Here is a 22,489-nt window from a genome sequence, read left to right on the forward strand (position 1 = left end):
GTCGACCTGGTTGGGTCGGCGACCGACGACAACCTCGCGAGGTGCGTGCCTGGGCGCCGCGCAGTAGGGCAGTTGACTTTGAAACAGCCCCTAGTCCTTCCGGGCGACGCCGCCGGAGATCAGGCGCTCGATCGGGGTGAGGGCCTCCTCGGGCTGGCCCGCGTCGGAGATGCGGGTGGGCAGGTCGGCGAACAGCTCGCGGTCGAAGGCCGGGTCGGGCCGCCAGCGGGTGACCGGGACGAGTCCCGGCGCGACCAGGTCGAGACCGCAGAAGAACGGGAGGATCTGCTCGGCGGTGCGGAACCAGCCGCTGCCGATGGCCTCGACGAACTTGCGCTCCAGCTCGGCCGCCTCGGGGGTGCCGCGGTGGAAGTGCGTGACGAGCAGGTAGCTGCCCGGCGGGACGGCGTCGAGGTAGGCCTTGACGATCCCCGCCGGATCCTCCTGATCGGAGAAGTGGTGCAGGATCCCGCTCATCAGGATCGCCACCGGCCGCCCGAAGTCGATCAGCCGGTTCACCTCCGGATGGCCCAGCACCCCGCCGACGTCACGGAGATCGGCGGTGACGACCGCGGTGCGGTCGTTCTCGGCGAGCAGGGCCCTCCCGTGCGTCAGCACGATCGGGTCGTTGTCGACGTACACGACGTGCGGCTCCCCACCCGACCGCTCGGCGACCTGGTGGGTGTTGTCCCGGGCGGGCAGCCCCGACCCGAGGTCGAGGAACTGCCGGATCCCCGCCTCGCCCGCCAGGTACCGCACGGCCCGCCGCAGCATCGCCCGGTTCAGGACGGCCACGCCGCTCGACTCCGGCATCGACTTCTCGACCCGGTCGCTCACCATCCGGTCGACGGCGTAGTTGTCCTTGCCGCCGAGGGCGTAGTCGTAGATCCGCGCCACGCTCGGCTTGCTGACGTCCACGCCCTTGGGCCCGTTCTCGGCCACGACGACCCCTCATCCAGAAACCACGACGAATCCGACGCTTCGGATCTTAGCCAGCGCATCGTGTAAACGATCACCGGTCCTCGCGCGTCTGTGCCGGGAAACACGCGGGCCCGCGCCTCCGAAGAGACGCGGGCCCGGGCGACAGGGACCTGGATCAGTCCTTGTTGAGGTTCAGCGGGGACTCGGTGGCGCCGACGGCGACGACCTCGTGCTCCACCGGCAGGGTCGTGCGCTGCACGCCCTTGAAGGTGAACTTGGCGGTCTCGCCGGTGCCCTCGACGTCGACGAGGATGGTCTCACCGGCCTTGATGTGGCCGTAGAGGATCTTCTCCGACAGCATGTCCTCGATCTCGCGCTGGATGGTGCGGCGCAGCGGCCGCGCACCCAGGACGGGGTCGTAACCGCGCTCGGCGAGGAGGTCCTTGGCCGTCTGGGAGAGCTCGATGCGCATGTCGCGGTCGCGCAGGCGCTCGTCCAGGCGGGCGATCATCAGGTCGACGATCTGGATGATCTCCTTCGGGGTGAGCTGGTGGAAGACCACGATGTCGTCGACGCGGTTCAGGAACTCGGGGCGGAAGTGCTGCTTGAGCTCCTCGCCGACCTTGGCCTTCATGCGCTCGTAGTCGCCCTTGGCGTCGTCCGCGCGGCCGAAGCCGATGGACAGGCCCTTGGAGATGTCCCGGGTGCCGAGGTTGGTCGTCATGATGATGACGGTGTTCTTGAAGTCGACGACCCGGCCCTGGGCGTCGGTCAGGCGACCGTCCTCCAGGATCTGGAGCAGCGAGTTGAAGATGTCCGGGTGGGCCTTCTCGATCTCGTCGAACAGGACCACCGAGAACGGCTTGCGCCGCACCTTCTCCGTGAGCTGGCCGCCCTCCTCGTACCCGACGTAGCCGGGAGGCGAGCCGAACAGCCGGCTGACGGTGTGCTTCTCCATGTACTCGGACATGTCGAGGGCGATCAGCGCGTCCTCGTCGCCGAACAGGAACTCCGCGACGGTCTTGGAGAGCTCGGTCTTACCGACGCCCGAGGGGCCGGCGAAGATGAACGAGCCACCGGGACGCTTGGGGTCCTTCAGGCCGGCGCGCGTGCGGCGGATCGACTGGGAGAGCGCGCGGATGGCGTCCTCCTGGCCGATGACCCGGCGGTGCAGTTCGTCCTCCATGCGGAGCAGCCGCTGCGACTCCTCCTCGGTGAGCTTGAAGACCGGGATGCCGGTGGCGGTCGCCAGAACCTCGGCGATCAGCTCCTCGGTCACCTCGGCGACGACGTCCATGTCGCCGGCCTTCCACTCCTTCTCCCGCTGCGCCTTGGCCGCGAGGAGCTGCTTCTCCTTGTCGCGGAGGGCGGCCGCCTTCTCGAAGTCCTGCGCGTCGATGGCGCTTTCCTTCTCGCGGCGGACATCGGCGATCTTCTCGTCGTACTCGCGCAGGTCCGGCGGAGCGGTCATCCGGCGGATGCGCATCCGGGAACCGGCCTCGTCGATGAGGTCGATGGCCTTGTCGGGGAGGAAGCGGTCGGAGATGTAGCGGTCGGCGAGCTGGGCCGCGGCCACCAGGGCGCCGTCCGTGATGGACACGCGGTGGTGGGCCTCGTACCGGTCGCGCAGGCCCTTGAGGATCTCGATCGTGTGCGAGAGCGACGGCTCCGCGACCTGGATGGGCTGGAAGCGGCGCTCGAGGGCCGCGTCCTTCTCCAGGTGCTTGCGGTACTCGTCGAGCGTGGTGGCGCCGATGGTCTGCAGCTCGCCCCGCGCCAGCATGGGCTTGAGGATCGAGGCCGCGTCGATGGCGCCTTCGGCGGCGCCCGCTCCGACGAGGGTGTGCAGCTCGTCGATGAACAGGATGATGTCGCCGCGGGTGCGGATCTCCTTGAGGACCTTCTTGAGGCGCTCTTCGAAGTCACCGCGGTAGCGGGAGCCCGCGACGAGGGCGCCCAGGTCGAGCGTGTAGAGCTGCTTGTCCTTGAGCGTCTCCGGGACCTCGCCCTTGACGATCTTCTGGGACAGCCCCTCGACGACGGCGGTCTTGCCGACGCCGGGCTCGCCGACGAGCACCGGGTTGTTCTTGGTGCGGCGGGACAGCACCTGCATGACCCGCTCGATCTCCTTGTCCCGGCCGATGACCGGGTCGAGCTTGCCCTCGCGTGCGGCCTGGGTGAGGTTCCGGCCGAACTGGTCGAGGACGAGGGAGGTCGAGGGAGCGGACTCGGTGGAGGTGCCGGTCGCGGCCGACTCCTTCCCGCCCTGGTAGCCGTGGAGCAACTGGATGACCTGCTGGCGGACGCGGTTGAGATCAGCGCCCAGCTTCACCAGGACCTGCGCGGCGACGCCCTCGCCCTCGCGGATGAGCCCCAGCAGGATGTGCTCCGTGCCGATGTAGTTGTGTCCGAGCTGCAGCGCCTCGCGCAGGGACAGCTCGAGGACCTTCTTGGCGCGCGGCGTGAAGGGAATGTGTCCCGACGGCGCCTGCTGGCCCTGGCCAATGATCTCTTCGACCTGCTGGCGCACCGCTTCGAGACTGATCCCCAGGCTCTCAAGGGCCTTGGCGGCGACACCCTCACCCTCGTGAATCAGACCCAGAAGGATGTGCTCGGTGCCGATGTAGTTGTGGTTGAGCATCCTGGCTTCTTCCTGAGCCAGGACGACAACCCGCCGCGCACGGTCGGTGAACCTTTCGAACATCTCGTCGCTCCTCACAGAGCGGTCGGTTAGGGCCCGGAATGTCCGGACGCCTTCCTTCCGCATGCTAGCCCGCCCCGCAGAGGCCTCCCTCTGTAGACCTTCCCAGGGCTAGGGCTGTTCATCCTCATCCAACTACCGCTTACGAGCGTCATGTTCCCGATACGCCACAGGCGAACGACCCTCGAGGAGCGCTGTGAACCTCTCCGCTGTGCCACTTACCCATAGGACGACCGGAAACCCGCCGCAGATGGCAGATCGGGATACGCCACAAGCGAACGGCCCGCCCCCCGGAGTTCACCGGAGAGCGGGCCGTTCGGACGTGTCGTCACTCGTTAGTGCGCGGCCTCGTACTGCTCGACCACCGAGGCGGGAATGCGTCCACGCTCGTTGACCTTGATGCCCTGTCCCTTGGCCCAGGCGCGGATGTCCGCGCTGCGCTCGCGGGAGGAGGTGCCACGCGCCGGACGGCCGACACCGCGGCCCGCTCGCTTCACCGAACCGGCCTTACGCGAGTGCTCGACGAACTGCGCGAGAGAATCGCGCAGCTTCTTGGCGTTCGCGTCGGACAGGTCGATCTCATAGGCCGCGCCATCAAGGGCGAACGACACGGTCTCGTCCGCCGCACCGCCGTCGAGATCGTCGACCAGACGCACAATAGTTTCCCGTGCCATGGGGCCAGGCCTTTCGCAATCGTCAGGAGCCGGTAGCCTGCCGCAAGAGCGGGCCCCGAGCAAACGTCATTCGGTTGACAAACATATACCCACTGTCAGTGGTTGACAATTCGAGACGCGCAGAAGTTTTCTCACGGGCACCCGTAACGCTCGGTAATCGGCCCTGTGAAAGTCTCGATTCCGGGATCGAGAGAAGTGGATCTTGTATTGGACCTCGAATCCAAAGGGTCCATATGCTTGGGAATTGCGCGATCATGGACAGTCCGGACACACGAACGGCCCCCCGAGAACTCGAGGGGCCGCTGCTGTGATGCAGATCTCTATTCGGCGAGGTCGTCGACCACAACGGTGCCCGCGTATCGGTCATGGATGGCCTGGAACAACGGCCGGTCCCAGATGGCCCACAGGTACGCCGCGAGGATCCCCGCCACTACGACGAAGTCCAGCACGAGGAACGGAGTCCACACCTTCACACCGAGCAGGAGGAAGAAGAAAATGCCGAGCTGGTAACCCAGATTGTTGATCGCCGAACGCCACACGGCCGTCGTGATCGGAAGGGGCTCGCCCGCCGGATCGGCCAGGACGACGCGAAGTCCGATCCATCGCTTTCCGAGCGTCCTGCCCCACACCGCGAGCTGGATCGCCTCGTAGAGAAACGGAATGACGGCCATCACGAAGAAGGTCGTCCAGAGGACCGGAGTCGACCAGCCGCTTCCGGAGTCCTCCTTGGAGGGGGCGCCGATCGCGCCGAGCACGATCGGGAACAGCACCGCGAAGCCCGCGACCCAGGTCAGGCCCGCGTCGATCATCCTGGCCTTGGCCCGCTGCCAGGGCGCGGCCAGCGCCAGATCCTCGGCGGGGTGGGGTCCGGCGGGCCGGGCCGGAGGCCGCGGCGGCGGGGCCTGGCCGGGGCCGTAGCCGCCCTGAGCGCCCTGTCCCGCGCCGTAGCCGCCCTGGGCGGGACCGTACCCGCCCTGCCCCTGCGCGGGGCCGGGGCCGCCCTGTCCCTGCCGCTGGGGCGGACGTCCGCCCTGGGCCGGCTGCGGGGGCCCGTAACCCGGACGGCCGCCCTGTGCGGGCCCCTGGCCACCGGGGCCATAACCGGGACGGCCGCCCTGATGCGGATTTCCTGAAGGGGGCCCGTAACCGCCGCCCTGTCCGGGGCCGTACGGGTTGGGGGGTTGGCTCATCTAAGTCATTCCTCCAAGCGCAGCAACATGCGCGTGTTGCCGAGCGTGTTCGGCTTCACCCGGTCCAGATCCAGGAACTCCGCGACGCCGTCGTCATAGGAACGCAGCAACTCCTCGTAGACGACCGGGGCCACTGGTGCGCCCTGGATCTCGCGGAAGCCGTGCCGTGCGAAGAACTCCACCTCGAAGGTAAGGCAGAAAACGCGCCGAACACCCAGTTCCCTGGCGGCCTTCAGAAGTTGGTCCACGATCTGGTGACCGATACCCATGCCGCGGCATTCCGGGGCGAGGGCCACCGTGCGCACCTCGGCGAGGTCCTCCCACATGACATGAAGCGCACCGCAACCGACGACGCCGCCGAACTCGGGCGCGTCGGCCACCCAGAACTCCTGCATGTCCTCATAGAGCTGCACCGTCGACTTCTGCAACAGGCGCCGCCCCGGACCCCCGTAGGTGTCGACGAGGCGCCGTATCGCGCGGACATCGGCCGTCCTGGCCCGCCGGATCGTCAACTCCATAGTGGGTTGAGACTAGTGCGTCCAGAGGCCCTTTGCGATGAGTCCCAATAGCCCCGGGGTCACCACCGATCACGAGAAGGTCGCGTTTACGATACCGAACGATCACCCAGCGTGCTTGACCTGCGGATTCGCGCGTTCTGGTTGGCATCGTCGACGGACTTCGTTAGTCTCTCGCGCTAGTCGGCAGTTGAATCCTGGCCTCGCCTGAGACCCGGCACCCGCCGATCCGCCGAATCCCTGCGGGCGCAGCCAGCGCCGCGGGAACCGGGGACCCACCAGATGATGGGGTGAGTCCGCGTGGACCCGGAGGACCCTCAGTCCTCTCGACCGGGCACCGGTAGGGCTTCTCCGGCCCGAACCCGACAGCTAACCCGGTAGGCGGCCGAGGAGAGGAATTCCGTGAAGCACGTCCGCAGTCGCCTGCTGTGCGCCGCACTCGCAGTCGCCGTCGCGTTCCCGGGGGCGGCTCATGCCGATCCCGATCCGATGAAGCAGATCGAGAAGATCGCCGACGACCTCGAGCAGATCAACGAGCAGCTGAACGGCCTGACCGTCAAGCTCAAGCAGGCCAAGCGCGCCGCGAAGGTCGCCCAGGAGAACGCCGACAGGCAGCAGAAGAACCTCGACGCCGTCTCCGAGCGCGTCAGCGGTCTCGCCGCCAGCACCTACATGATGGGCGGGGCCGACCAGACCGTCGCCTTCGCCACCGCGCGGGACCCGCAGACGTTCCTGGACCAGACCGCGACGCTCAGCTACTTCGCCGCGCAGGACGGGACCAAGGTCCTCGCCCTCGTCAACGCCATGCAGTCCGCCCAGCGGACCAAGAAGGCGGCCGACGAGCGCGCCCGCGAGGTCGTCAAGCTCACCGGTGACCTCAAGGCCAAGAAGAAGACGCTCGACGACGAGTACTCGAAGATCCGCGACAAGATCGTCAAGAAGGATCCCGAGAAGATCAAGAACATCCCTCTCGTCGAGGGATCGGGCAAGGCCGCCGAGGCCCTGCGCTTCGCGATGAAGCAGCTCGGCAAGCCCTACGTGTGGGGGGCCGACGGCCCCAACTCCTTCGACTGCTCGGGCCTCACGATGTGGGCCTACGCCCAGGTCGGCATCAACCTGCCGCACTTCACGGGCAGCCAGTGGAACGCGGGGACGCACGTCAACCGCGACCAGCTCCAGCCCGGTGACCTGGTCTTCTTCTACAGCGACCTGCACCACGTCGGCATGTACGTCGGCAACGGCATGATGCTGCACGCACCGCAGACCGGCGACGTCGTGAAGATCGCGCCGATGGGCAACCGTCCCTTCGCCGGCGGCGTCCGCATCGCCTGACGGCGTTCCGGACAGGACGGCGTTCCGAACAAAGCCTGACCGCTGGTGCCCGGCCGATGATCCGGCCGGACGCCAGCGGTCAGGGTCCGCTGCGGTCTTCTCTAGATGAGCTGTCTGCGGGCCGCCCAGACGACGGCCTCGATGGGGGTGTTGACGTCGAGGCGGTCGCAGATCGCGCGAAGCCGGCGGCGCAGGGTGCGGGCGCTGAGTTCGAGCTTCCTGGCCGCCACGTCGGCGGTCACACCACTGGCGATCTGCGCCAGCAGTCTGAGTTCGTCCTCACTCAGCCGGGGCTCGTCGAAGGCCCGGCGTGCGAGTGTGGCCTGTTCCACTCCATCCTCCCTCGTCCTAGATGGTGACCGCAGGGGCCGCGGCCAGGGGTTGGCCGCGTGGCGTTCTTTTGTCAGTCGGTGGCCAGTCTCGGCCGATGGGTCGTTTGGGGGCCCTTCGTGGGGAACGCTGAGTGACGATGCACTAGACGGAGTCGGGACACGGTGGCAGCCTTCCCTTCCCCGTTTCGTGAATCGTTTCAAACATCCCTACGGTCCGGAACGCTAGGCGGCCGGATCCGGACCGTCAAGGTCTCAGAGGCCACGAGAAGTGATCACATCGGCACCGCAAGCGATCACTTTCCGGGACCCTGACAAATGGCACGCCGCTGACCTGCGTATACACAACCCGACCCGGGGGGGAGTGGGCTGATGCGAGCGAGTATTCGTGAAGTCGCACGCCGTGCAGGCGTCTCAGTTGGGACCGTTTCGAATGTCCTAAACCGGCCAGATCTTGTGGCCGATGCGACCAGAGTCCGGGTGCAGGCCGCGATCGACGAACTCGGTTTCGTCCGCAACGAGGCCGCACGGGCGCTCCGGAAGGGTGTGGCCCACACCCTCGGGGTCGTCGTCGAGGACATTTCCAACCCCTACTTCACCGACATGGCACGCGGCGCCGAGGCCGCTTTGAACACAGCCGGTTACGACGCGCTCTGGTGCACCAGCGACGGATCACCCGAGAAGGAGCGCCGCTGCCTCGACTTCCTCGAGGAGCAGGGCGTCTCGGGCATCATCATCACCCCGGTGGCCCTGGACGCGTCCAGGATCGCCCGGCTGCGCACGCGCGGCATGCAGGTGGTGCTGATCGACCGGCGGGTTCCCGGGGCCGGTTCCAGCTCCGTCAGCGTGGACCACGTCATGGGCGGCTCGCTGGCCGTCCGGCATCTCGTCGCGATCGGCCGCACCGACATCGCCTTCGTCACGGCCGAGCCCGAGCCGCCGCCGCTGCGGCAGCGCAGGGGCGGCGCGCTGCGCGCCCTGGCGCGGGCCGGCTACCCGCCCGCATTGACGATTTCGATGACCGAATCCTCGGCCGCGGCGGGACAGAGCGCAGCCAGGCGGCTACTGGAGTTTGGAACGCTCCCCAACGGCATTTTCTGCGCGAACGATTTGATGGCGATCGGGCTGGTCAACGAGCTGACCCGGAACGGTGTGAAGATTCCTCAGGATTGTGCCGTGATCGGATACGACGACATCGACCTGGCCGCGACCGCGGTCGTCCCCCTGACCACAATCCACCAGCCGCGCCGGGAACTGGGCCGAAAAGCCACCGAGCTCGTCCTCGCCGACGCCGACAACCAGCACATCGTGCTCGCCCCCGAGCTCGTCGTGAGGGACAGCTCGGAGTAGCCCCGTCCCCGTCCGTCCCGTCCAGGCCCGTCCGTCCAAGCCCGCCCGTACAGGCGCGAAGCCCGGCCCCCCGCACAGGCGGGCGGCCGGGCTTCGGTGCGTCACTGGCCCGGCTTCACCAGCGGGAACAGGATCGTCTCGCGGATCCCCTTGCCCGTGAAGGCCATGATCAGCCGGTCGATGCCCATGCCCATGCCGCCGGTGGGCGGCATGCCGTACTCCAGGGCGCGCAGGAAGTCCTCGTCGAGCTGCATGGCCTCGGGGTCTCCGCCCGCGGCCAGCAGGGACTGCTCGGTGAGGCGGCGGCGCTGCTCGATCGGGTCGACCAGCTCGGAGTAGGCGGTGCCGAGCTCCGCGCCGAAGCCGATGAGGTCCCACTTCTCGGCCAGGAGCGGCTCGGCGCGGTGCTGGCGGGTCAGCGGGGAGGTCTCCACCGGGTAGTCCATGACGAACGTGGGCTGCATCAGCGTGTGCTCCACGAGCTCCTCGAAGAGCTCCTGGACCAGCTTGCCCTGACCCCACTTGGCGTCCCAGTGGATCTCGCGGGCGTCGGCGAGCTTGCGGACGTGCTCGATCGGCGTGTGCGGAGTGATCTCCTCGCCGAGGGCGTCGCTGACCAGCCCGTAGACGGTCCTGCGCGGCCACTCGGCCATGCCGAGGTCGTACTCGGTGCCCTCGTGGACCAGGACGGTCGATCCGGTCGCGGCGACGACGGCCTGCTGGATCGACCGCTGGGTGAGGTCGGCCATGTCGTTGTAGTCGAGGTAGGTGCCGTAGGCCTCGAGCATCGTGAACTCGGGGTTGTGGGTGGAGTCCGCGCCCTCGTTGCGGAAGTTCCGGTTGATCTCGAAGACCTTCTCGATCCCGCCGACGACGAGCCGCTTCAGGTACAGCTCGATCGCGATCCGGAGGTACATCTCCATGTCGTAGGCGTTGATGTGGGTCTTGAACGGCCGGGCCGCCGCGCCGCCGTGGATCGGCTGGAGCATGGGCGTCTCGACCTCGAGGTAGCCCTCGGAGTGCCAGAAGTCCCTGATCGCGCGGACGGTGTCGCTGCGCAGGTGGGCCATCTTCCGCGACTCGTCGTTGACGATGAGGTCGAGGTAGCGGTACCGGACGCGCGCCTCGGGGTCGGTGAGCCCCGCGTGCTTCTCCGGCAGCGGACGCAGGCACTTGGACGTGATCGCCCAGCTCTCGGCCATGATCGACAGCTCGCCGCGCTTGGAGGAGATCACCTCGCCGGTGACGCCCACGTGGTCGCCGAGGTCGACGTCGCGCTTCCAGGCCGCCAGGGCGTCCTCGCCGACACCGGCGAGGGAGACCATGACCTGCATCTCGGCGGTGCCGTCCTTGAGGGTGGCGAAGCAGAGCTTGCCGCCGACCCGCGAGAGCATGACGCGGCCCGTGATCCCGACCTTGTCCCCCGTCGCGGTGTCCGCCTCCAGGTCGGGGTATTTGGCCCTGACCTCGGCGATGGCGTGCGTGCGCGGGTAGGTCACCGGATACGGGTCGACGCCGCTCTCCCGCAGCCGCGCCACCTTCTCGAGGCGGACGCGCATCTGCTCCGGGGCGTCTTCGTAGCTGTCAGGGCCACTGGGCTCGTCACTCACGGTGTCAAGGCTATCGACACCGCAAATCCCGCGCGAACCGAAATGCCGGAGACGCCCCGGGGGCCCTGACGGCCCGCGCCCTAGGAACCGCCGACGTTGCGTTCGTAGATCAGCCGGAGGCCGGTGAGGGTCAGCCAGGGCTCGAAGGCGTCGATGGTCTGCGCCTCCTCCAGGACCAGGGGGGCGAGGCCGCCGGTCGCGACGACCTTGACGTCGTCGGGGTTGTCGGCGAGTTCCTCGGCCATCCGGCTGACGAGCCCGTCGACCTGGCCGGCGAAGCCGAAGATGATCCCGGACTGGAGCGCCTCGACGGTGTTCTTCGCGATGACGTTGCGCGGGCGGACCAGTTCGATCTTGTGGAGCTGGGCGCCGCGGATGCTCAGGGCGTCGATGGAGATCTCGATGCCGGGCGCGATGGCGCCGCCGATGTACTCGCCCTTGGCCGAAATGCAGTCGAAGGTCGTGGCCGTTCCGAAGTCGACCACGATGGCGGGCCCGCCGAAGAGGTGAATGGCGGCCAGCGAGTTCACGATCCGGTCCGAGCCCACCTCCTTGGGGTTGTCCATGCGGACCGGAACCCCGGTCTTCACGCCCGGTTCCACGATGATGGCCGGGACGTCGCCGTAATAGCGGCGGAACATCTCCCGCATTTCATGCAGAACCGACGGAACCGTTGAACACAGTGCAATACCACTGATGTCGGTTTCGACCAGCAAAGGGCTCTGCTGGACGAGTCCCTGGAGGACCACCGCGATCTCGTCGGCGGTCCGCCGCGGATCGGTGTTGATCCGCCAATGCTCGATGACCTCATCGCCTTCGAACAGGCCGAAGACGGTGTGGGTGTTACCCACGTCAATGGTGAGAAGCATCAGGTCCCCGCTGCTGGACGGAAGTCAAGGCCGATGTCGAGAGCGGGTGCGGAATGCGTCAGCCCTCCTACCGCAAGGTAGTCCACACCGGTCACGGCCACATCTCGAGCCCTCCCCAAAGCGAGGCTTCCGCTCGCTTCCAGGGTGGCGCGCCCTTCGTTCAGCTTGACGGCCTCCGCCATCGTCTCGGGCGCCATGTTGTCGAGCAGAACATCGGTCGCACCGGCCGCCAGGGCCTCTTCGAGCTGTTCCAGTGTGTCGACCTCGACCTGAATGTGAAGGTCGGGATAGCGGGCCCTGACCGCGGCGTAGGCGGCGGTCACTCCCCCGGCCGCGGCGACGTGGTTGTCCTTGATCAGCGCGGCGTCCTGGAGCGACATCCGGTGGTTGACGCCGCCGCCGCAGCGCACGGCCCACTTCTGGAGCTGCCGCAGGCCCGGCAGGGTCTTGCGCGAGTCGCGGACCCGGGCCCCGGTTCCGGCCAGCTCCGCCTCCCACGCGGCCGTCCGGGAGGCGACGCCCGACAGGTGGGTCAGGAAGTTCAGGGCGATCCGCTCCGCCCGCAGCAGGCCGACGGTCGGCGCGGTGACGGTCAGGAGGACGTCGCCCGCGGTGATCCGGTCGCCGTCCTTCAGCCGCGGCTCCAGGACGGCGTCGATGCCGAGGATCTCGAAGACGGCCTCGGCCACGAGCAGGCCGGAGACGACGCCGTCGGCCCGCGCGGCGAAGTCGGCCGTCGAGACCTGGGCCGCGTCGAAGATCGGCTCGCTGGTCACGTCGGTCTCGCCGTCCTCGGCCAGCGCGACCCGGACGATCCGCTCGACCTCGACCGGGTCGAGCCCCTCCGCGCGCAGCCGCGCCTCAAGCCCCGGTGTCATCCGTTCCTCCTCGTCACAGTGAGCTGATCTTCACCAAGTGAGCTGATCTTCACGATAGGGCTCAGGCGGCCGTCGTCCGGTAGGAACGCGAAGGCTCGAACCGGGTGGCGAGGACCGCGCCCTGGACCCGGGTCACGAGGTGCCCGAGCCAGCGGTCGTCGGCCTCGGGGAAGTCCTCGCGCCAGTGGCTGCCGCGGGTCTCCTCGCGCCGTCCGGCCGCCGCGACGATCGCGCTGGCGACCAGGTGCAGGTTGGTGGCCTCCCACGCCTCGACGCAGGGCCCGGCCGCGGTGCGCCCGGCGAGGGCGGCGAGCTCGCGGCGGGCCGTGGCCAGGCCCTCGGCGCTGCGCAGGACCCCGCAGTGAGCGCTCATGATCCGCTGGATCTCGCCGTGGACCGACGGGTCCAGCAGGCCCGCGGTGCCCTCACGGCGTCCGGCCGCGACCAGGAGGTCGCCGCTGAGCGCCGCGCCGCCGCGCCTGATCGTCACCGCTCCGGCGGAGAGCAGGGCGCGGGCCGGGGCGTCCTGCTGGGCGACGGCCGCCGCCTCCAGCTCGTCGCGCAGGGCCAGGGCGATCCGCTCGGCGAAGACCAGGCCCTCCAGCAGGGAGTTCGAGGCGAGGCGGTTGGCACCGTGCACCCCGGTGCAGGCGACCTCGCCGCAGGCGTACAGGCCGGGGAGGGTCGTGTGGCCGTGCCGGTCGGTGCGGATGCCGCCGCTGGCGTAGTGGGCGGCCGGGACGACCGGGATCGGCTCGGTGAGCGGGTCGATGCCGTGGCTGCGGCAACTCGCCAGGATGGTGGGAAAGCGGTCCTCCCAGAAGCGGCGGCCCAGGTGGCGGGCGTCCAGGAGCATGTGGGACTCGCCGGTCTCCAGCATCCGGTTCATGATCCCCTTGGCGACGACGTCGCGGGGGGCCAGCTCGGCGAGCTCGTGGCGGCCGACCATGAAGCGTGTGCCCGAGGCGTCGACGAGGTGGGCGCCCTCGCCGCGGACGGCCTCGGAGATCAGGGGCTGCTGGCCGGTGGCGTCCGGGCCGAGGAACATCACGGTCGGGTGGAACTGGACGAACTCGAGGTCGGTGACCTCGGCGCCGGCCCGCATCGCCAGGGCGACGCCGTCGCCGGTCGACACGGTCGGGTTGGTGGTGGCGGAGAAGACCTGGCCGAGCCCGCCGGTCGCCAGGACCACGGCCTTGGCCCGGACGGCGCCGACACCGTCGCGCTGTCCCTCCCCCATGACGTGCAGCGTGACGCCCGCCGCCCGGCCCCTGTCCATGATCAGGTCGAGGACGAGGGCGTGCTCGATGACCTCGATGCCCTCGGAGTGCTTGAGCGCGGCCAGCAGCGCCCGGCTGATCTCCGCGCCGGTGGCGTCGCCGCCGGCGTGCGCGATCCGGCGCCGGTGGTGGCCGCCCTCGCGGGTCAGCGAGACGGTCCCGTCCTCGGCGAGGTCGAAGTGGGTGCCGAGCTCGATCAGCCGCCGGACGGCCGCCGGCCCCTCGGTGACGAGCGTCCGCACGGCCTCGACGTCGCAGAGCCCGACCCCGGCGACGAGGGTGTCCTCGAGATGTTCCTCAGGGGTGTCCTCGGGGGCGAGGGCCGCGGCGATCCCGCCCTGCGCCCACCGGGTGGATCCGGCGTCGAGCAGGGCCTTGGTGACCAGCAGGACTCGTCCGTGCTCCGCGGCCTTCAACGCGGTGACCAGACCGGCGATGCCGGATCCGATCACCACGACGTCGGTCTCGACCGTCCAGCCAGGCGCGTTCGCGACAAGCGTGTCGATCATGTCGCCCTCCTCGGGGGGTTCTCGTCAATATGACATTAAACCCCTCCGTCAAATTCCCCGTACGGGCGGGGGGTGCCGTCTCAGTGGACGAGATCGGGGCGGCGGGTGCCGGTGCCGGGGACGGGCTCGGCGGGATCGCTGCCGAGCAGGACGATCCTGTTCCCGGCGTCGACGTGGACGACCGAGGGCTCGAAGGCGCGGGCGTCGGCGTCGGACATGGCCGCGTAGCTGATGATGATGACCAGGTCACCGGGGTGGACCAGATGGGCGGCGGCGCCGTTGATGCCGATCACGCCGGTGCCGCGCGGGCCCTCGATCACATAGGTCTCGAGGCGGGCGCCGTTGGTGATGTCGACGATCTGGACCTGCTCGCCCGGCAGGAGGTCGGCGGCGTCCAGGAGGTCGGCGTCGATGGTGACCGATCCCACATAGTGCAGGTCGGCCTGGGTGACCGTGGCGCGGTGGATCTTGGACTTGAACATGGTGCGGAACATGTCAGAACTCCAGCGGGAGGTTGTCGATCAGGCGGGTCTCACCGACGCGGGCGGCGACGGCGAGGACGGCGGGGCCGCTGTGGCCCGCGGTGACGGGCGAGAAGGTGACCGAGTCGGCGAGGACCAGGTAGTCCCGGTCCAGCGGCGGCTCGGCCTTGGCCGCGGCGTCCAGGACGGCCCCGGCGGCGGCCAGGACCCCGGCGGGGCCCAGCTCCACGGCGTCGCGGCCGGCGAACAGCGCGCGTGACAGGGCCACCGCGGTGACCCTCTCGTCCGGGGACAGGAACCGGTTCCGGCTGGACAGGGCCAGCCCGTCGGCCTCCCGGACGGTCGGGCACGCGACGATCCGGACGCCCAGGTTCAGGTCCTCCGACAGCCGCCTGATGACGGCGAGCTGCTGGGCGTCCTTCTGGCCGAACAGGGCGCTGTCGGGACGGACCAGGCCGAAGAGCTTGGTGACGACCGTCAGGACCCCGTCGAAGTGGCCGGGCCTGGAGGCGCCCTCGACGACGGTGCCCATCTCGCCGGCGCTGACCGTCACGACGGGCTCGCGGGGGTACATGTCGGCGGCGGAGGGGGCGAAGACCAGCGCGACGCCCTCCTCGGCGCAGATCGCGGCGTCGGCCTCGAGGGTGCGCGGATAGCGGTCGAGGTCGGCCTTCTCGCCGAACTGGAGCGGGTTGACGAAGACCGAGACCACGACGTGGTCGGCGATCTCGCGGGCGGCCCGGATCAGCGACCGGTGCCCCTCGTGGAGCGCGCCCATCGTCGGGACGAGAGCGACCGTGCCGGACAGCGCGCCGCGGGCGGCGGCCAGCTCGGCGGGAGTGTGAACGATCATGACGACCTCGTTAGGTTGCGGGGCACGACGAAGGAACGCCGGGAGGCCCGGCGGGCTATTCCCTGGGCTGGTGGAGGGCGCCGAGCAGCCGTTCGGCCGACTCCGGCTTGAGCAGGCCGGCGTCGAGCGCCAGGTCGGCGGTCCTGCGGGCCATCGCCAGGTAGGCGGCGAGGGCCTCCGGGGACGCCGCCCCGACGGCCGCCACATGGTCGGCGACCGTCCCGGCGTCGCCTCGGGCGACGGGCCCGGTCAGGCCGTGCGCGCCGAGCCGGAGCGCGTTGTCGAGGGCGGCGCCGAGCAGCGGGCCGAGCAGCCGCGACGGCTCCTCGACCCCGGCCCTCGTGAGCAGCCCGGAGGCCTCCACGACCAGGGTGACCAGGTGGTTGGCGCCGATGGCGAGGGCCGCGTGGTAGAGCGTCCTGTGCTCCTCCTCGATCCACACGGGATCGGCGCCCATCTCGACGACCAGGGCCTCGCCGACGGGCCGGAGCGGGCCCGGCGCGGTGACCCCGAAGGAGATCCCCGCCAGCCGGTCGAGATCGTCGGGACGGCCCGCGAAGGTCATCACCGGATGGAGGGCGAGCGGAAGGCCGCCGGCCCTGGTCAGCGGCTCCAGGACCGCGATCCCGTACCGGCCGCAGGCATGGGCGAACAGCCGTCCCCTGACGTTCACGTCGGCCGCGACGAGCCCGGCCGCGAGATCGGCGAGCGCGTCGTCGGGGACGGTCAGCAGCACGAGCTCCGCCGCCTCGACGACCTCCTGCGGCGCCAGGAACGGCACCCCGGGCAGGAGTTCGGCGGCCCGGTCCCGCGAGGAGACGGCCGAGGCGGCGACCACGCGGTGGCCGGCCCTGGCGAGGGCGGCGCCGAGCACGGCTCCGACGCGCCCGGCGCCCACGATGCCGACGCGCAGGCGGCCGGGGCGTTCAGTTGGCGAGTTCATTTCGTTCCAGTCCTCGAGAAGGGGTACCGGACGGTGCAAGCAGCAAGAGTACCCATGCTCAAAAAGGGGCCTTCCTGACACCTCGGTTGACCGTTGGTAACCATGGAGTGAGAGCGATGGAACGCCTGGTCTGAGCCTTGCGGGCGGCCGAGCCACAGTTGCGCCGGGACCGTTGCCAGGCGAGCTTCTCACGGGCGATGGTTATCCGTGACGGAACAGTCACGGAAAGTGAAGACCACCTCTAGCAGGATGGAGCACCACCGAATGATCAGGACCGCCCTCAGGGGTACCACCGTCGCCCTCGCCATCGCGTGTTCCGCGCTCCTCGCCGCCCCGGCCTTCGCCGACAACGGCCACAACTACGGGTACGCGAGCCACAACACCATCACCTTCGAGGTCATCGGCGGTTACGGCATCACCGTGAGCTGCAACACCGTGGCGGTCGCCGGCCAGTCCAGCACCACGTGCGAGGGCAACCAGACCAACTCGGGCGGCGGAAACGTCAACGAGGACTGATCGCCCATCCGTCCGGCCACCGGAAGGGAGGCGCCTAACGAGCACCACCTCATCGCTACCCAGGGGTCCCCGGGGTCCGGGAGTGAAGTTCTCCCGGACCCGCCCTCCCCCCGGCGCCCGTCAGGCGATGGCCCCGACGATCGAGGCCCGCGCCGCCCTTCGCGCGGGCAGCACCCCGGCGAGCGCTCCGGCGGCGGCCGCCAGCGCCAGCAGCCCGAGGAGCTGGGCCACCGGGAGCGCGAACACCATCGCCTCCGACAGCGCCGACAGCGCGACCCAGCCGTAGAACACCCCGAGCGTGACGCCCACCAGCGCCCCGATCACGGCCATGACCAGCGCCTCGGTCAGCAGCATCCGGCGGAGCTGGTTCCTGGTGAGGCCCAGGGCCCGCAGCAGCGCCGACTCCCTGGTCCGCTCGATCACCGACAGGGTCAGCGTGTTGACGATGCCGAACAGAGCGATCAGGACGGCCAGGCCGAGCAGGCTCGCGAAGGTCAGCAGCATCGTGTCGTAGGACTCCTCCATCTGGGTGCGCAGGTCGGCGGTGGAGTTCATCGTGACGCCGTCGTGGTTGCGGAGCACGCGCCTGACGGCCGCCTTGGCGTCGGCGCCGTCCCTGCCGTTGACGTAGACCGTGCTCGCGCCCGCCTTCGGGAACGCCCGGTCGAAGCCCGCCCCGCCCATGAGGATCGGCGGCAGGTCGCCCGTGTCGATGTCGCTGATCTTCGCGACGGTGAAGGTCCCCGAGCCGGTCTTCAGCTTTCCCCCGGCCGTCAGGCGCAGTTCCCCGGCGGTCTCGGCGTCGACGAAGACGGTGCCGGGGGCGAGATCGGCGATGACGTCGGGGGCTCCCAGGCCGTCCTGCGGGGTGACCGTGCCGATCGCCCACTCGTCGCCGCCGAGCTTCACCGGGGCGGTCCGCAGCTCCGAGACCTCGGCGATCTCGGGCTGGGCGCGGAGCTCCTCGGCGGCGGCGTGCGGGATGGAGCCCTCGCCGCGGGGATAGAGCACGAAGTCGACCGGGATCGCCTTGTCGACGGCCGAGGTGCTGGTGGCCTTCCCGCTGGCGGCGACGACCACGAACATGCTCATCAGCCCGATGCCGACCGACAGCGCGACGGCGCTGGTGGCGGTGCGGCGCGGGGTGCGGCGAGCGTTGTCGACGGCGAGGCGTCCGGGGACCCCGCCGAAGCGGGCGGGCAGCGCTCCGGACAGGCCGGCCAGCGGGCGGACCAGCGCGGGCATCATCGCGATCACGGCGAGGAACACCAGGGCGCCGCCCGCGGCGACGATCATCAACGCGGCCTCGCCCGGCTTCGACAGCCGGCCGAACGCGGTGACGACGGCGCCGGTGAGCAGCAGGACCGCGACGGCCGTCCAGCGCAGGGCGCCGAGGCGGAACCGCGCGGTGCCGGGCTCGTGCTGGTCGCCGAGCGCCCGGATCGGCGGGATGCGGGTCGCCGTGCGGGCCGGGACGAGCGCCGACAGCACCGTCACCACGATCCCGACGAACAGCGCGACCAGGACGGTCAGCGGGGCGAGGCTCACCGACCCGACCGGCAGGTCGGCGCCGAAGGCGTTGATCGCCCGCAGCGCGCCCACCCCGAGCCCGACGCCGATCCCGATCCCCGTGACCGATCCGATCACGCCGACCGCGACCGACTCGATCAGGACGCTCTGGAAGATCTGCTCACGGGTCGCGCCGACGCAGCGCAGCAGCGCGAACTCCCGCATCCGCTGGGTGATGATGATCGCGAACGTGTTGTAGATGACCATTCCGGCGACGAGCAGGGCGACCAGGCCGAACATCAGCAGTCCGGTCCTGATGATCCGGATGTCGGCGCCGTTCCGGTCCGACAGCTCCTGGGAGAGCTCCTCGCCGGTCAGCACGTCCGAGCCGGCGCCCGCGGCGGCGGCCACCGCGCCCTTGCCCGCGGTGCCGACGAGGTCGATCTCGGTGAAGCTCTTCACGCCGGTCAGCGCGGTGGCCGTCGCGGCGTCGAGGCCGATGCCGCCGCTGAACCCGATCTCGGTGTCGAGGCCGAAGTCGACGATTCCGACGATCTTCAACGGCACCCGGGCGCCGTCCTCGGACACGACCGTGAGGGTGTCGCCGAGCCGGTAACCGGTGTTCCCGGCGACATGCCGGTCGAGGGCGGCCTCCTTCGCCCCCGGCAGGCGGCCGGAGTCCAGCTCGAACCTGGCCAGCGCGCCCGGCTCCATCGAGACGGCCACCGGCCGCGGCCCGTCGCCGTAGGTGCCGCCGTCGCGGTCGAGGAGGGTCAGCGACCCCCGGACGGTCCCCGCCGCCTCCTCGACGCCCGGAACGGCACGGATCCGCGCCAGGTCCCCGGCATCGAGGTCCCCCCGGACGACGAGGTCGAGCCGCCCGGCGGAGGCGGCGAACTTCCGGTCGTAGCCCGACTGCATCGTGTCGGTGAGCACGAAGGTGCCGACGATGAATCCGACGCCCAGCATGATGGCCAGCGAGGTGAGCAGGAGCCGCAGCCTGTGCGCCTTCAGCCCGGCGAGAGTGGTCGAGAGCATGCAGCTCAAGTTAGAGAGGGCGGGCGCTCATTCCATCGCCCCGGAGACGGCATCGCCGTACGACTTGAGGCTGACGCCGCCCTTGCTCTGCATCAGCCATCCGAATGCCCCGAGGCCCCGCGGATCGGTCAGCTCGGCGGCTTCGCCCGTCCGGGACAGCGCCCGTAGGTAGGAACGCGGGTCGGTCGTGGCGAGTTCCCGGGGCGGACGTCCGGCGGCGACGCCGAGCAGGCGCAGCGCGTCCCGCTGGGTGGTCAGGACGGTCTCCTCCCCCGGCACCGCGCAGGCGTCGAGCGCCACGTGGGCGGTGATGTCGCAGCGGCCGTCGGGGACCGGCGGGACCGTGCCGCCGTCGCGGTAGCCCATCAGGGTCGGGCGGCGGGTGGCGACGGTGTGGGCGTAGTCGGCGGCGACGGCGACGCCCGCGTCGAGCCGGCCGAGCAGATCGGCCCAGGCCAGGTCGCGGGGGCGGCCGATCTCCGCCCGCTCCCCCGACGGCCACCAGCGGGCCAGCCAGGCCAGATCCGCCGCCTCGGGGACGGGCCCCGGAGCCTCGGTCCCGTCGGGGGCGACGAGCACGAGCCTGCCGTCCTCGACGACGTCGACCGGCACGTTGTCGAGCCACTCGTTGGCCATGACCAGTCCGGTGATCCGCTCGGGGAGCCCGGTCGCCCAGGTGAGGCCGTCCTCCGCGGGGCGCTCCGCGACCTCGACGGCCACCGCGTTCACCCGCCCGCGCACGTCGCCGGGCAGGGCCGCCAGGACCCCGCGCAGCAGCGAGCCGCAGCCGGCGCCCATGTCGATCAGGTCGAGGACGGGCGGCGACCCGAGCTGGGCGTCCACGTCGAGGAGCAGCCGGGCGAAGGCCCCGGCGAACAGCGGGGAGACGTGCACCGAGGTGCGGAAGTGGTCGCGCGGCCGTTCGCGCCGGTAGAAGCCCTCCGGCCCGTACAGGGCGTGTTCGGCCGCCTTCCGCCAGCTCAGCATCAGACAAGAGTCGCACACCAAGGTCCGACCTCAGGCCGACGAGTTTCTGACCTCCTCGTCCGTAGCCTGGAACGCATGATCAAGGCGTTGGCGACCTGGCTCAGGGAGCATCGGGAGATAGCCGACCTGCTGCTGCTCACGCCCTTCGGCTTCCTGTGCCTCGCCGACGTCCTGTCCCGGGCCGGCGGCTACGCGACACCGGTCGACCTGGGCTTCCTCGGCCTGGGCGTGGTGCTGGTCGTGCCGCTCGTCTGGCGGCGGCGCTGGCCGCTGCTCGTGTTCACCGTCATCGCGCTGGCCTGCTTCGCGCAGTGGTCGGCGGGGCTGCTGCTCGGCCACAACGTCATCATGCTCGCGAACCTGTCGGTGCTGATCGCGATGTACACCGTCGCGGCCGAGACGAACCTCAGGTGGGGGCTGGCCGCGGCGGCGGTGTGCGCGTTCGGGGCGGCGCTGGCGTTCTACGGCTTCGACCGTCAGTGGAACGGGTGGGCGGCCGAGCGGAGCAACATGATCGCGCTGGCCCTGCTGGTGGGCGTCGTGTGGTCCCTGGGGATCTACAGCGGGACCCGGCGGGCCTATCTGCAGAGCCTGGAGGAGCGGGCACGGAGGCTGGAGCGCGAACGCGACAACCAGGTGCAGATCGCGATGGCCGCCGAGCGGGCCAGGATCGCCCGGGAGCTGCACGACGTCGTGGCGCACAACGTGTCGGTGATGGTCGTCCAGGCCGACGGGGGCGCGTTCATGGTCGACTCCGATCCGCCGCGCGCCCGCCAGGCCCTGGAGGCGATCTCCGAGACCGGCAGGACCGCGCTCAAGGAGATGCGGCTGCTGCTCGGCGTGCTCCGCGACGGCGACGCCAAGGGCCCCTACGCGCCGCAGCCGGGCGTCGACCAGATCAACGATCTGATCGAGCAGACCAGGGCGGCGGGGCTGCCCGTCGTGGTGACGGTCGAGGGATCACCGCAGGGGCTCGCGACCGGCCTCCAGCTCACGGTCTACCGGATCGTCCAGGAGGCGCTCACCAACGCGCTGAAACACGCCGGTCCCGCGGCCACCGCGACGATCTTCCTGGGCTACGGTGACGACCGGATCCGGGTGCGGGTCGCCGACGACGGGCGCGGCGCGGCGGCGGCCGACGACGGCATGGGCCACGGCCTGGCCGGGATGAGGGAGCGGGTCGCCATGTACGGCGGCACCGTGACGGCCGGGCCCGTGCCCGGAGACGGTTTCGAGGTGGCCGCGGAGCTGCCGGTCAGGGGGGCGAAATGATCCGAGTGCTGCTGGTCGACGACCAGGAGCTGGTCAGGGCCGGATTCCGGATGGTCCTGGACGCCCAGCCCGACATCGAGGTCGTCGGCGAGGCGGGCGACGGGCAGGCCGCCGTCGCGATCCTGCGGCAGACCGTCGCCGACGTGGTGCTCATGGACGTCCGGATGCCCCGGATGGACGGCATCGAGGCCACCCGGCTGATCAGCGGGCCGAAGGTCATCATCCTGACCACGTTCGACCTGGACGAGTACGCGTTCGCCGCGCTCAAGGCCGGGGCCAGCGGCTTCATGCTGAAGGACGCGGGCCCGGCCCAGCTCATCGAGGCGATCCGGGTGGTCCACTCGGGGGACGCGGTGGTCGCGCCGTCCACGACCCGGCGGCTGATCGACCAGTTCGCCTTCACGCTGCCGTCGTCGGAGCCGGAGGCCAACGCCGCCACCGACGAGCTCACTCCGCGTGAGATGGAGGTGCTGCTGCTGGTGGCGCGCGGGATGTCGAACCTGGAGATCGCGACGGAGCTGGTCGTCTCGGAGGCGACGGTGAAGACGCACGTCGGGCGGATCCTGATGAAGCTGAACCTGCGCGACCGGGTCCAGGCCGTCGTGTTCGCATATGAGAACGGGCTCGTCAGATCGGGACAAGGCGAACACCGAGAGTAACGATCCGATTGCCAAGTGGTGACCATTGGGAGGCGAACTCCGGGCCCGGCCGTCCTTACCCGGCGGTAGATG

General features: G+C 70.1%; 20 protein-coding genes and 1 riboswitch. Of the genes, 5 read left to right on the plus strand and 15 right to left on the minus strand.

Annotated elements, in window-relative coordinates; genetic code table 11:
• Nucleotides 1-90 precede the first annotated feature (90 nt).
• The 5 genes from ABD785_RS36380 to ABD785_RS36400 form a co-directional block, all read right to left on the minus strand.
• Nucleotides 91-942 (minus strand): SAM-dependent methyltransferase, encoded by an 852-nt coding sequence (locus ABD785_RS36380; protein WP_344837929.1) that lies wholly within the window; start codon nt 940-942, stop codon nt 91-93.
• Between the two features lie 154 nt (nt 943-1,096).
• Nucleotides 1,097-3,625 (minus strand): ATP-dependent Clp protease ATP-binding subunit, encoded by a 2,529-nt coding sequence (locus ABD785_RS36385; RefSeq protein ID WP_344837932.1) that lies wholly within the window; start codon nt 3,623-3,625, stop codon nt 1,097-1,099.
• Nucleotides 3,626-3,957: 332 nt separating this feature from the next.
• Nucleotides 3,958-4,296 (minus strand): histone-like nucleoid-structuring protein Lsr2, encoded by a 339-nt coding sequence (locus ABD785_RS36390; protein WP_344837934.1) that lies wholly within the window; start codon nt 4,294-4,296, stop codon nt 3,958-3,960.
• Nucleotides 4,297-4,616: 320 nt separating this feature from the next.
• Complete coding sequence (locus ABD785_RS36395; RefSeq protein WP_344837937.1) at nt 4,617-5,486, minus strand: RDD family protein; 870 nt, start codon at nt 5,484-5,486, stop codon at nt 4,617-4,619.
• A gap of 5 nt (nt 5,487-5,491) precedes the next feature.
• Nucleotides 5,492-6,004, minus strand: a complete 513-nt coding sequence (locus ABD785_RS36400) for an amino-acid N-acetyltransferase (RefSeq protein WP_344837939.1) — start codon at nt 6,002-6,004, stop codon at nt 5,492-5,494.
• 217 nt (nt 6,005-6,221) lie between these two features.
• Nucleotides 6,222-6,401, plus strand: a riboswitch (cyclic di-AMP (ydaO/yuaA leader).
• A gap of 2 nt (nt 6,402-6,403) precedes the next feature.
• On the opposite strand from ABD785_RS36400, the gene ABD785_RS36405 reads away from it, so the two are divergent.
• The gene (locus ABD785_RS36405; protein WP_344837942.1) at nt 6,404-7,333 is read left to right on the plus strand and encodes a C40 family peptidase; all 930 of its coding nucleotides are present in this window, start codon (nt 6,404-6,406) and stop codon (nt 7,331-7,333) included.
• 101 nt (nt 7,334-7,434) lie between these two features.
• Here the strand turns inward: ABD785_RS36405 and ABD785_RS36410 are convergent, their stop codons facing one another.
• A complete protein-coding gene (locus tag ABD785_RS36410) occupies nt 7,435-7,665 on the minus strand; it encodes a LuxR C-terminal-related transcriptional regulator (protein ID WP_344837945.1) in 231 nt (76 codons plus the stop codon).
• 369 nt (nt 7,666-8,034) lie between these two features.
• Between ABD785_RS36410 and ABD785_RS36415 the strand changes: the two genes are divergently transcribed.
• Nucleotides 8,035-9,012, plus strand: coding sequence for a LacI family DNA-binding transcriptional regulator (locus ABD785_RS36415; RefSeq protein WP_344837947.1), 978 nt, complete (start codon nt 8,035-8,037; stop codon nt 9,010-9,012).
• 101 nt (nt 9,013-9,113) lie between these two features.
• Here the strand turns inward: ABD785_RS36415 and lysX are convergent, their stop codons facing one another.
• The 7 genes from lysX to ABD785_RS36450 all read right to left on the minus strand — a co-directional run bounded on the left by lysX (nt 9,114) and on the right by ABD785_RS36450 (nt 16,436).
• Nucleotides 9,114-10,622 (minus strand): bifunctional lysylphosphatidylglycerol synthetase/lysine--tRNA ligase LysX, encoded by a 1,509-nt coding sequence (gene lysX, locus ABD785_RS36420; RefSeq protein ID WP_344837950.1) that lies wholly within the window; start codon nt 10,620-10,622, stop codon nt 9,114-9,116.
• A gap of 80 nt (nt 10,623-10,702) precedes the next feature.
• Nucleotides 10,703-11,491 (minus strand): type III pantothenate kinase, encoded by a 789-nt coding sequence (locus ABD785_RS36425; protein ID WP_344837953.1) that lies wholly within the window; start codon nt 11,489-11,491, stop codon nt 10,703-10,705.
• On the minus strand, nt 11,491-12,369 hold the full coding sequence (gene nadC / locus ABD785_RS36430) for a carboxylating nicotinate-nucleotide diphosphorylase (protein ID WP_344837956.1): 879 nt from the start codon (nt 12,367-12,369) through the stop codon (nt 11,491-11,493). Before nadC ends, ABD785_RS36425 begins: the two co-directional genes overlap by 1 nt.
• Nucleotides 12,370-12,430: 61 nt before the next feature.
• Nucleotides 12,431-14,158 (minus strand): L-aspartate oxidase, encoded by a 1,728-nt coding sequence (locus tag ABD785_RS36435; protein ID WP_344837958.1) that lies wholly within the window; start codon nt 14,156-14,158, stop codon nt 12,431-12,433.
• An 80-nt stretch (nt 14,159-14,238) separates the two neighbouring features.
• Complete coding sequence (panD, locus tag ABD785_RS36440; protein ID WP_344837961.1) at nt 14,239-14,652, minus strand: aspartate 1-decarboxylase; 414 nt, start codon at nt 14,650-14,652, stop codon at nt 14,239-14,241.
• Between the two features lies 1 nt (nt 14,653).
• Complete coding sequence (panC, locus tag ABD785_RS36445) at nt 14,654-15,493, minus strand: pantoate--beta-alanine ligase (protein ID WP_344837964.1); 840 nt, start codon at nt 15,491-15,493, stop codon at nt 14,654-14,656.
• 55 nt (nt 15,494-15,548) lie between these two features.
• On the minus strand, nt 15,549-16,436 hold the full coding sequence (locus tag ABD785_RS36450; protein WP_344837965.1) for a Rossmann-like and DUF2520 domain-containing protein: 888 nt from the start codon (nt 16,434-16,436) through the stop codon (nt 15,549-15,551).
• Nucleotides 16,437-16,700: 264 nt separating this feature from the next.
• Here ABD785_RS36450 and ABD785_RS36455 point away from each other — a divergent pair, with 264 nt between their 5' ends.
• On the plus strand, nt 16,701-16,952 hold the full coding sequence (locus ABD785_RS36455) for a hypothetical protein (protein ID WP_344837968.1): 252 nt from the start codon (nt 16,701-16,703) through the stop codon (nt 16,950-16,952).
• A gap of 120 nt (nt 16,953-17,072) precedes the next feature.
• On the opposite strand, the gene ABD785_RS36460 is transcribed toward ABD785_RS36455, so the two are convergent.
• Nucleotides 17,073-19,499, minus strand: coding sequence for an ABC transporter permease (locus ABD785_RS36460; protein ID WP_344837969.1), 2,427 nt, complete (start codon nt 19,497-19,499; stop codon nt 17,073-17,075).
• A gap of 27 nt (nt 19,500-19,526) precedes the next feature.
• Nucleotides 19,527-20,486, minus strand: coding sequence for an SAM-dependent methyltransferase (locus tag ABD785_RS36465; protein WP_344837972.1), 960 nt, complete (start codon nt 20,484-20,486; stop codon nt 19,527-19,529).
• A gap of 75 nt (nt 20,487-20,561) precedes the next feature.
• Between ABD785_RS36465 and ABD785_RS36470 the strand changes: the two genes are divergently transcribed.
• Both ABD785_RS36470 and ABD785_RS36475 read left to right on the plus strand, forming a co-directional pair.
• Nucleotides 20,562-21,758: a sensor histidine kinase gene (locus tag ABD785_RS36470; RefSeq protein WP_344837975.1), complete on the plus strand. Its 1,197-nt coding sequence runs from the start codon at nt 20,562-20,564 to the stop codon at nt 21,756-21,758.
• Nucleotides 21,755-22,417 (plus strand): response regulator, encoded by a 663-nt coding sequence (locus ABD785_RS36475; protein ID WP_344837976.1) that lies wholly within the window; start codon nt 21,755-21,757, stop codon nt 22,415-22,417. Before ABD785_RS36470 ends, ABD785_RS36475 begins: the two co-directional genes overlap by 4 nt.
• Nucleotides 22,418-22,489 lie beyond the last annotated feature (72 nt).

Source organism: Actinocorallia longicatena, from assembly GCF_039534125.1.
Taxonomy (GTDB): Bacteria; Actinomycetota; Actinomycetes; order Streptosporangiales; family Streptosporangiaceae; genus Actinocorallia; species Actinocorallia longicatena.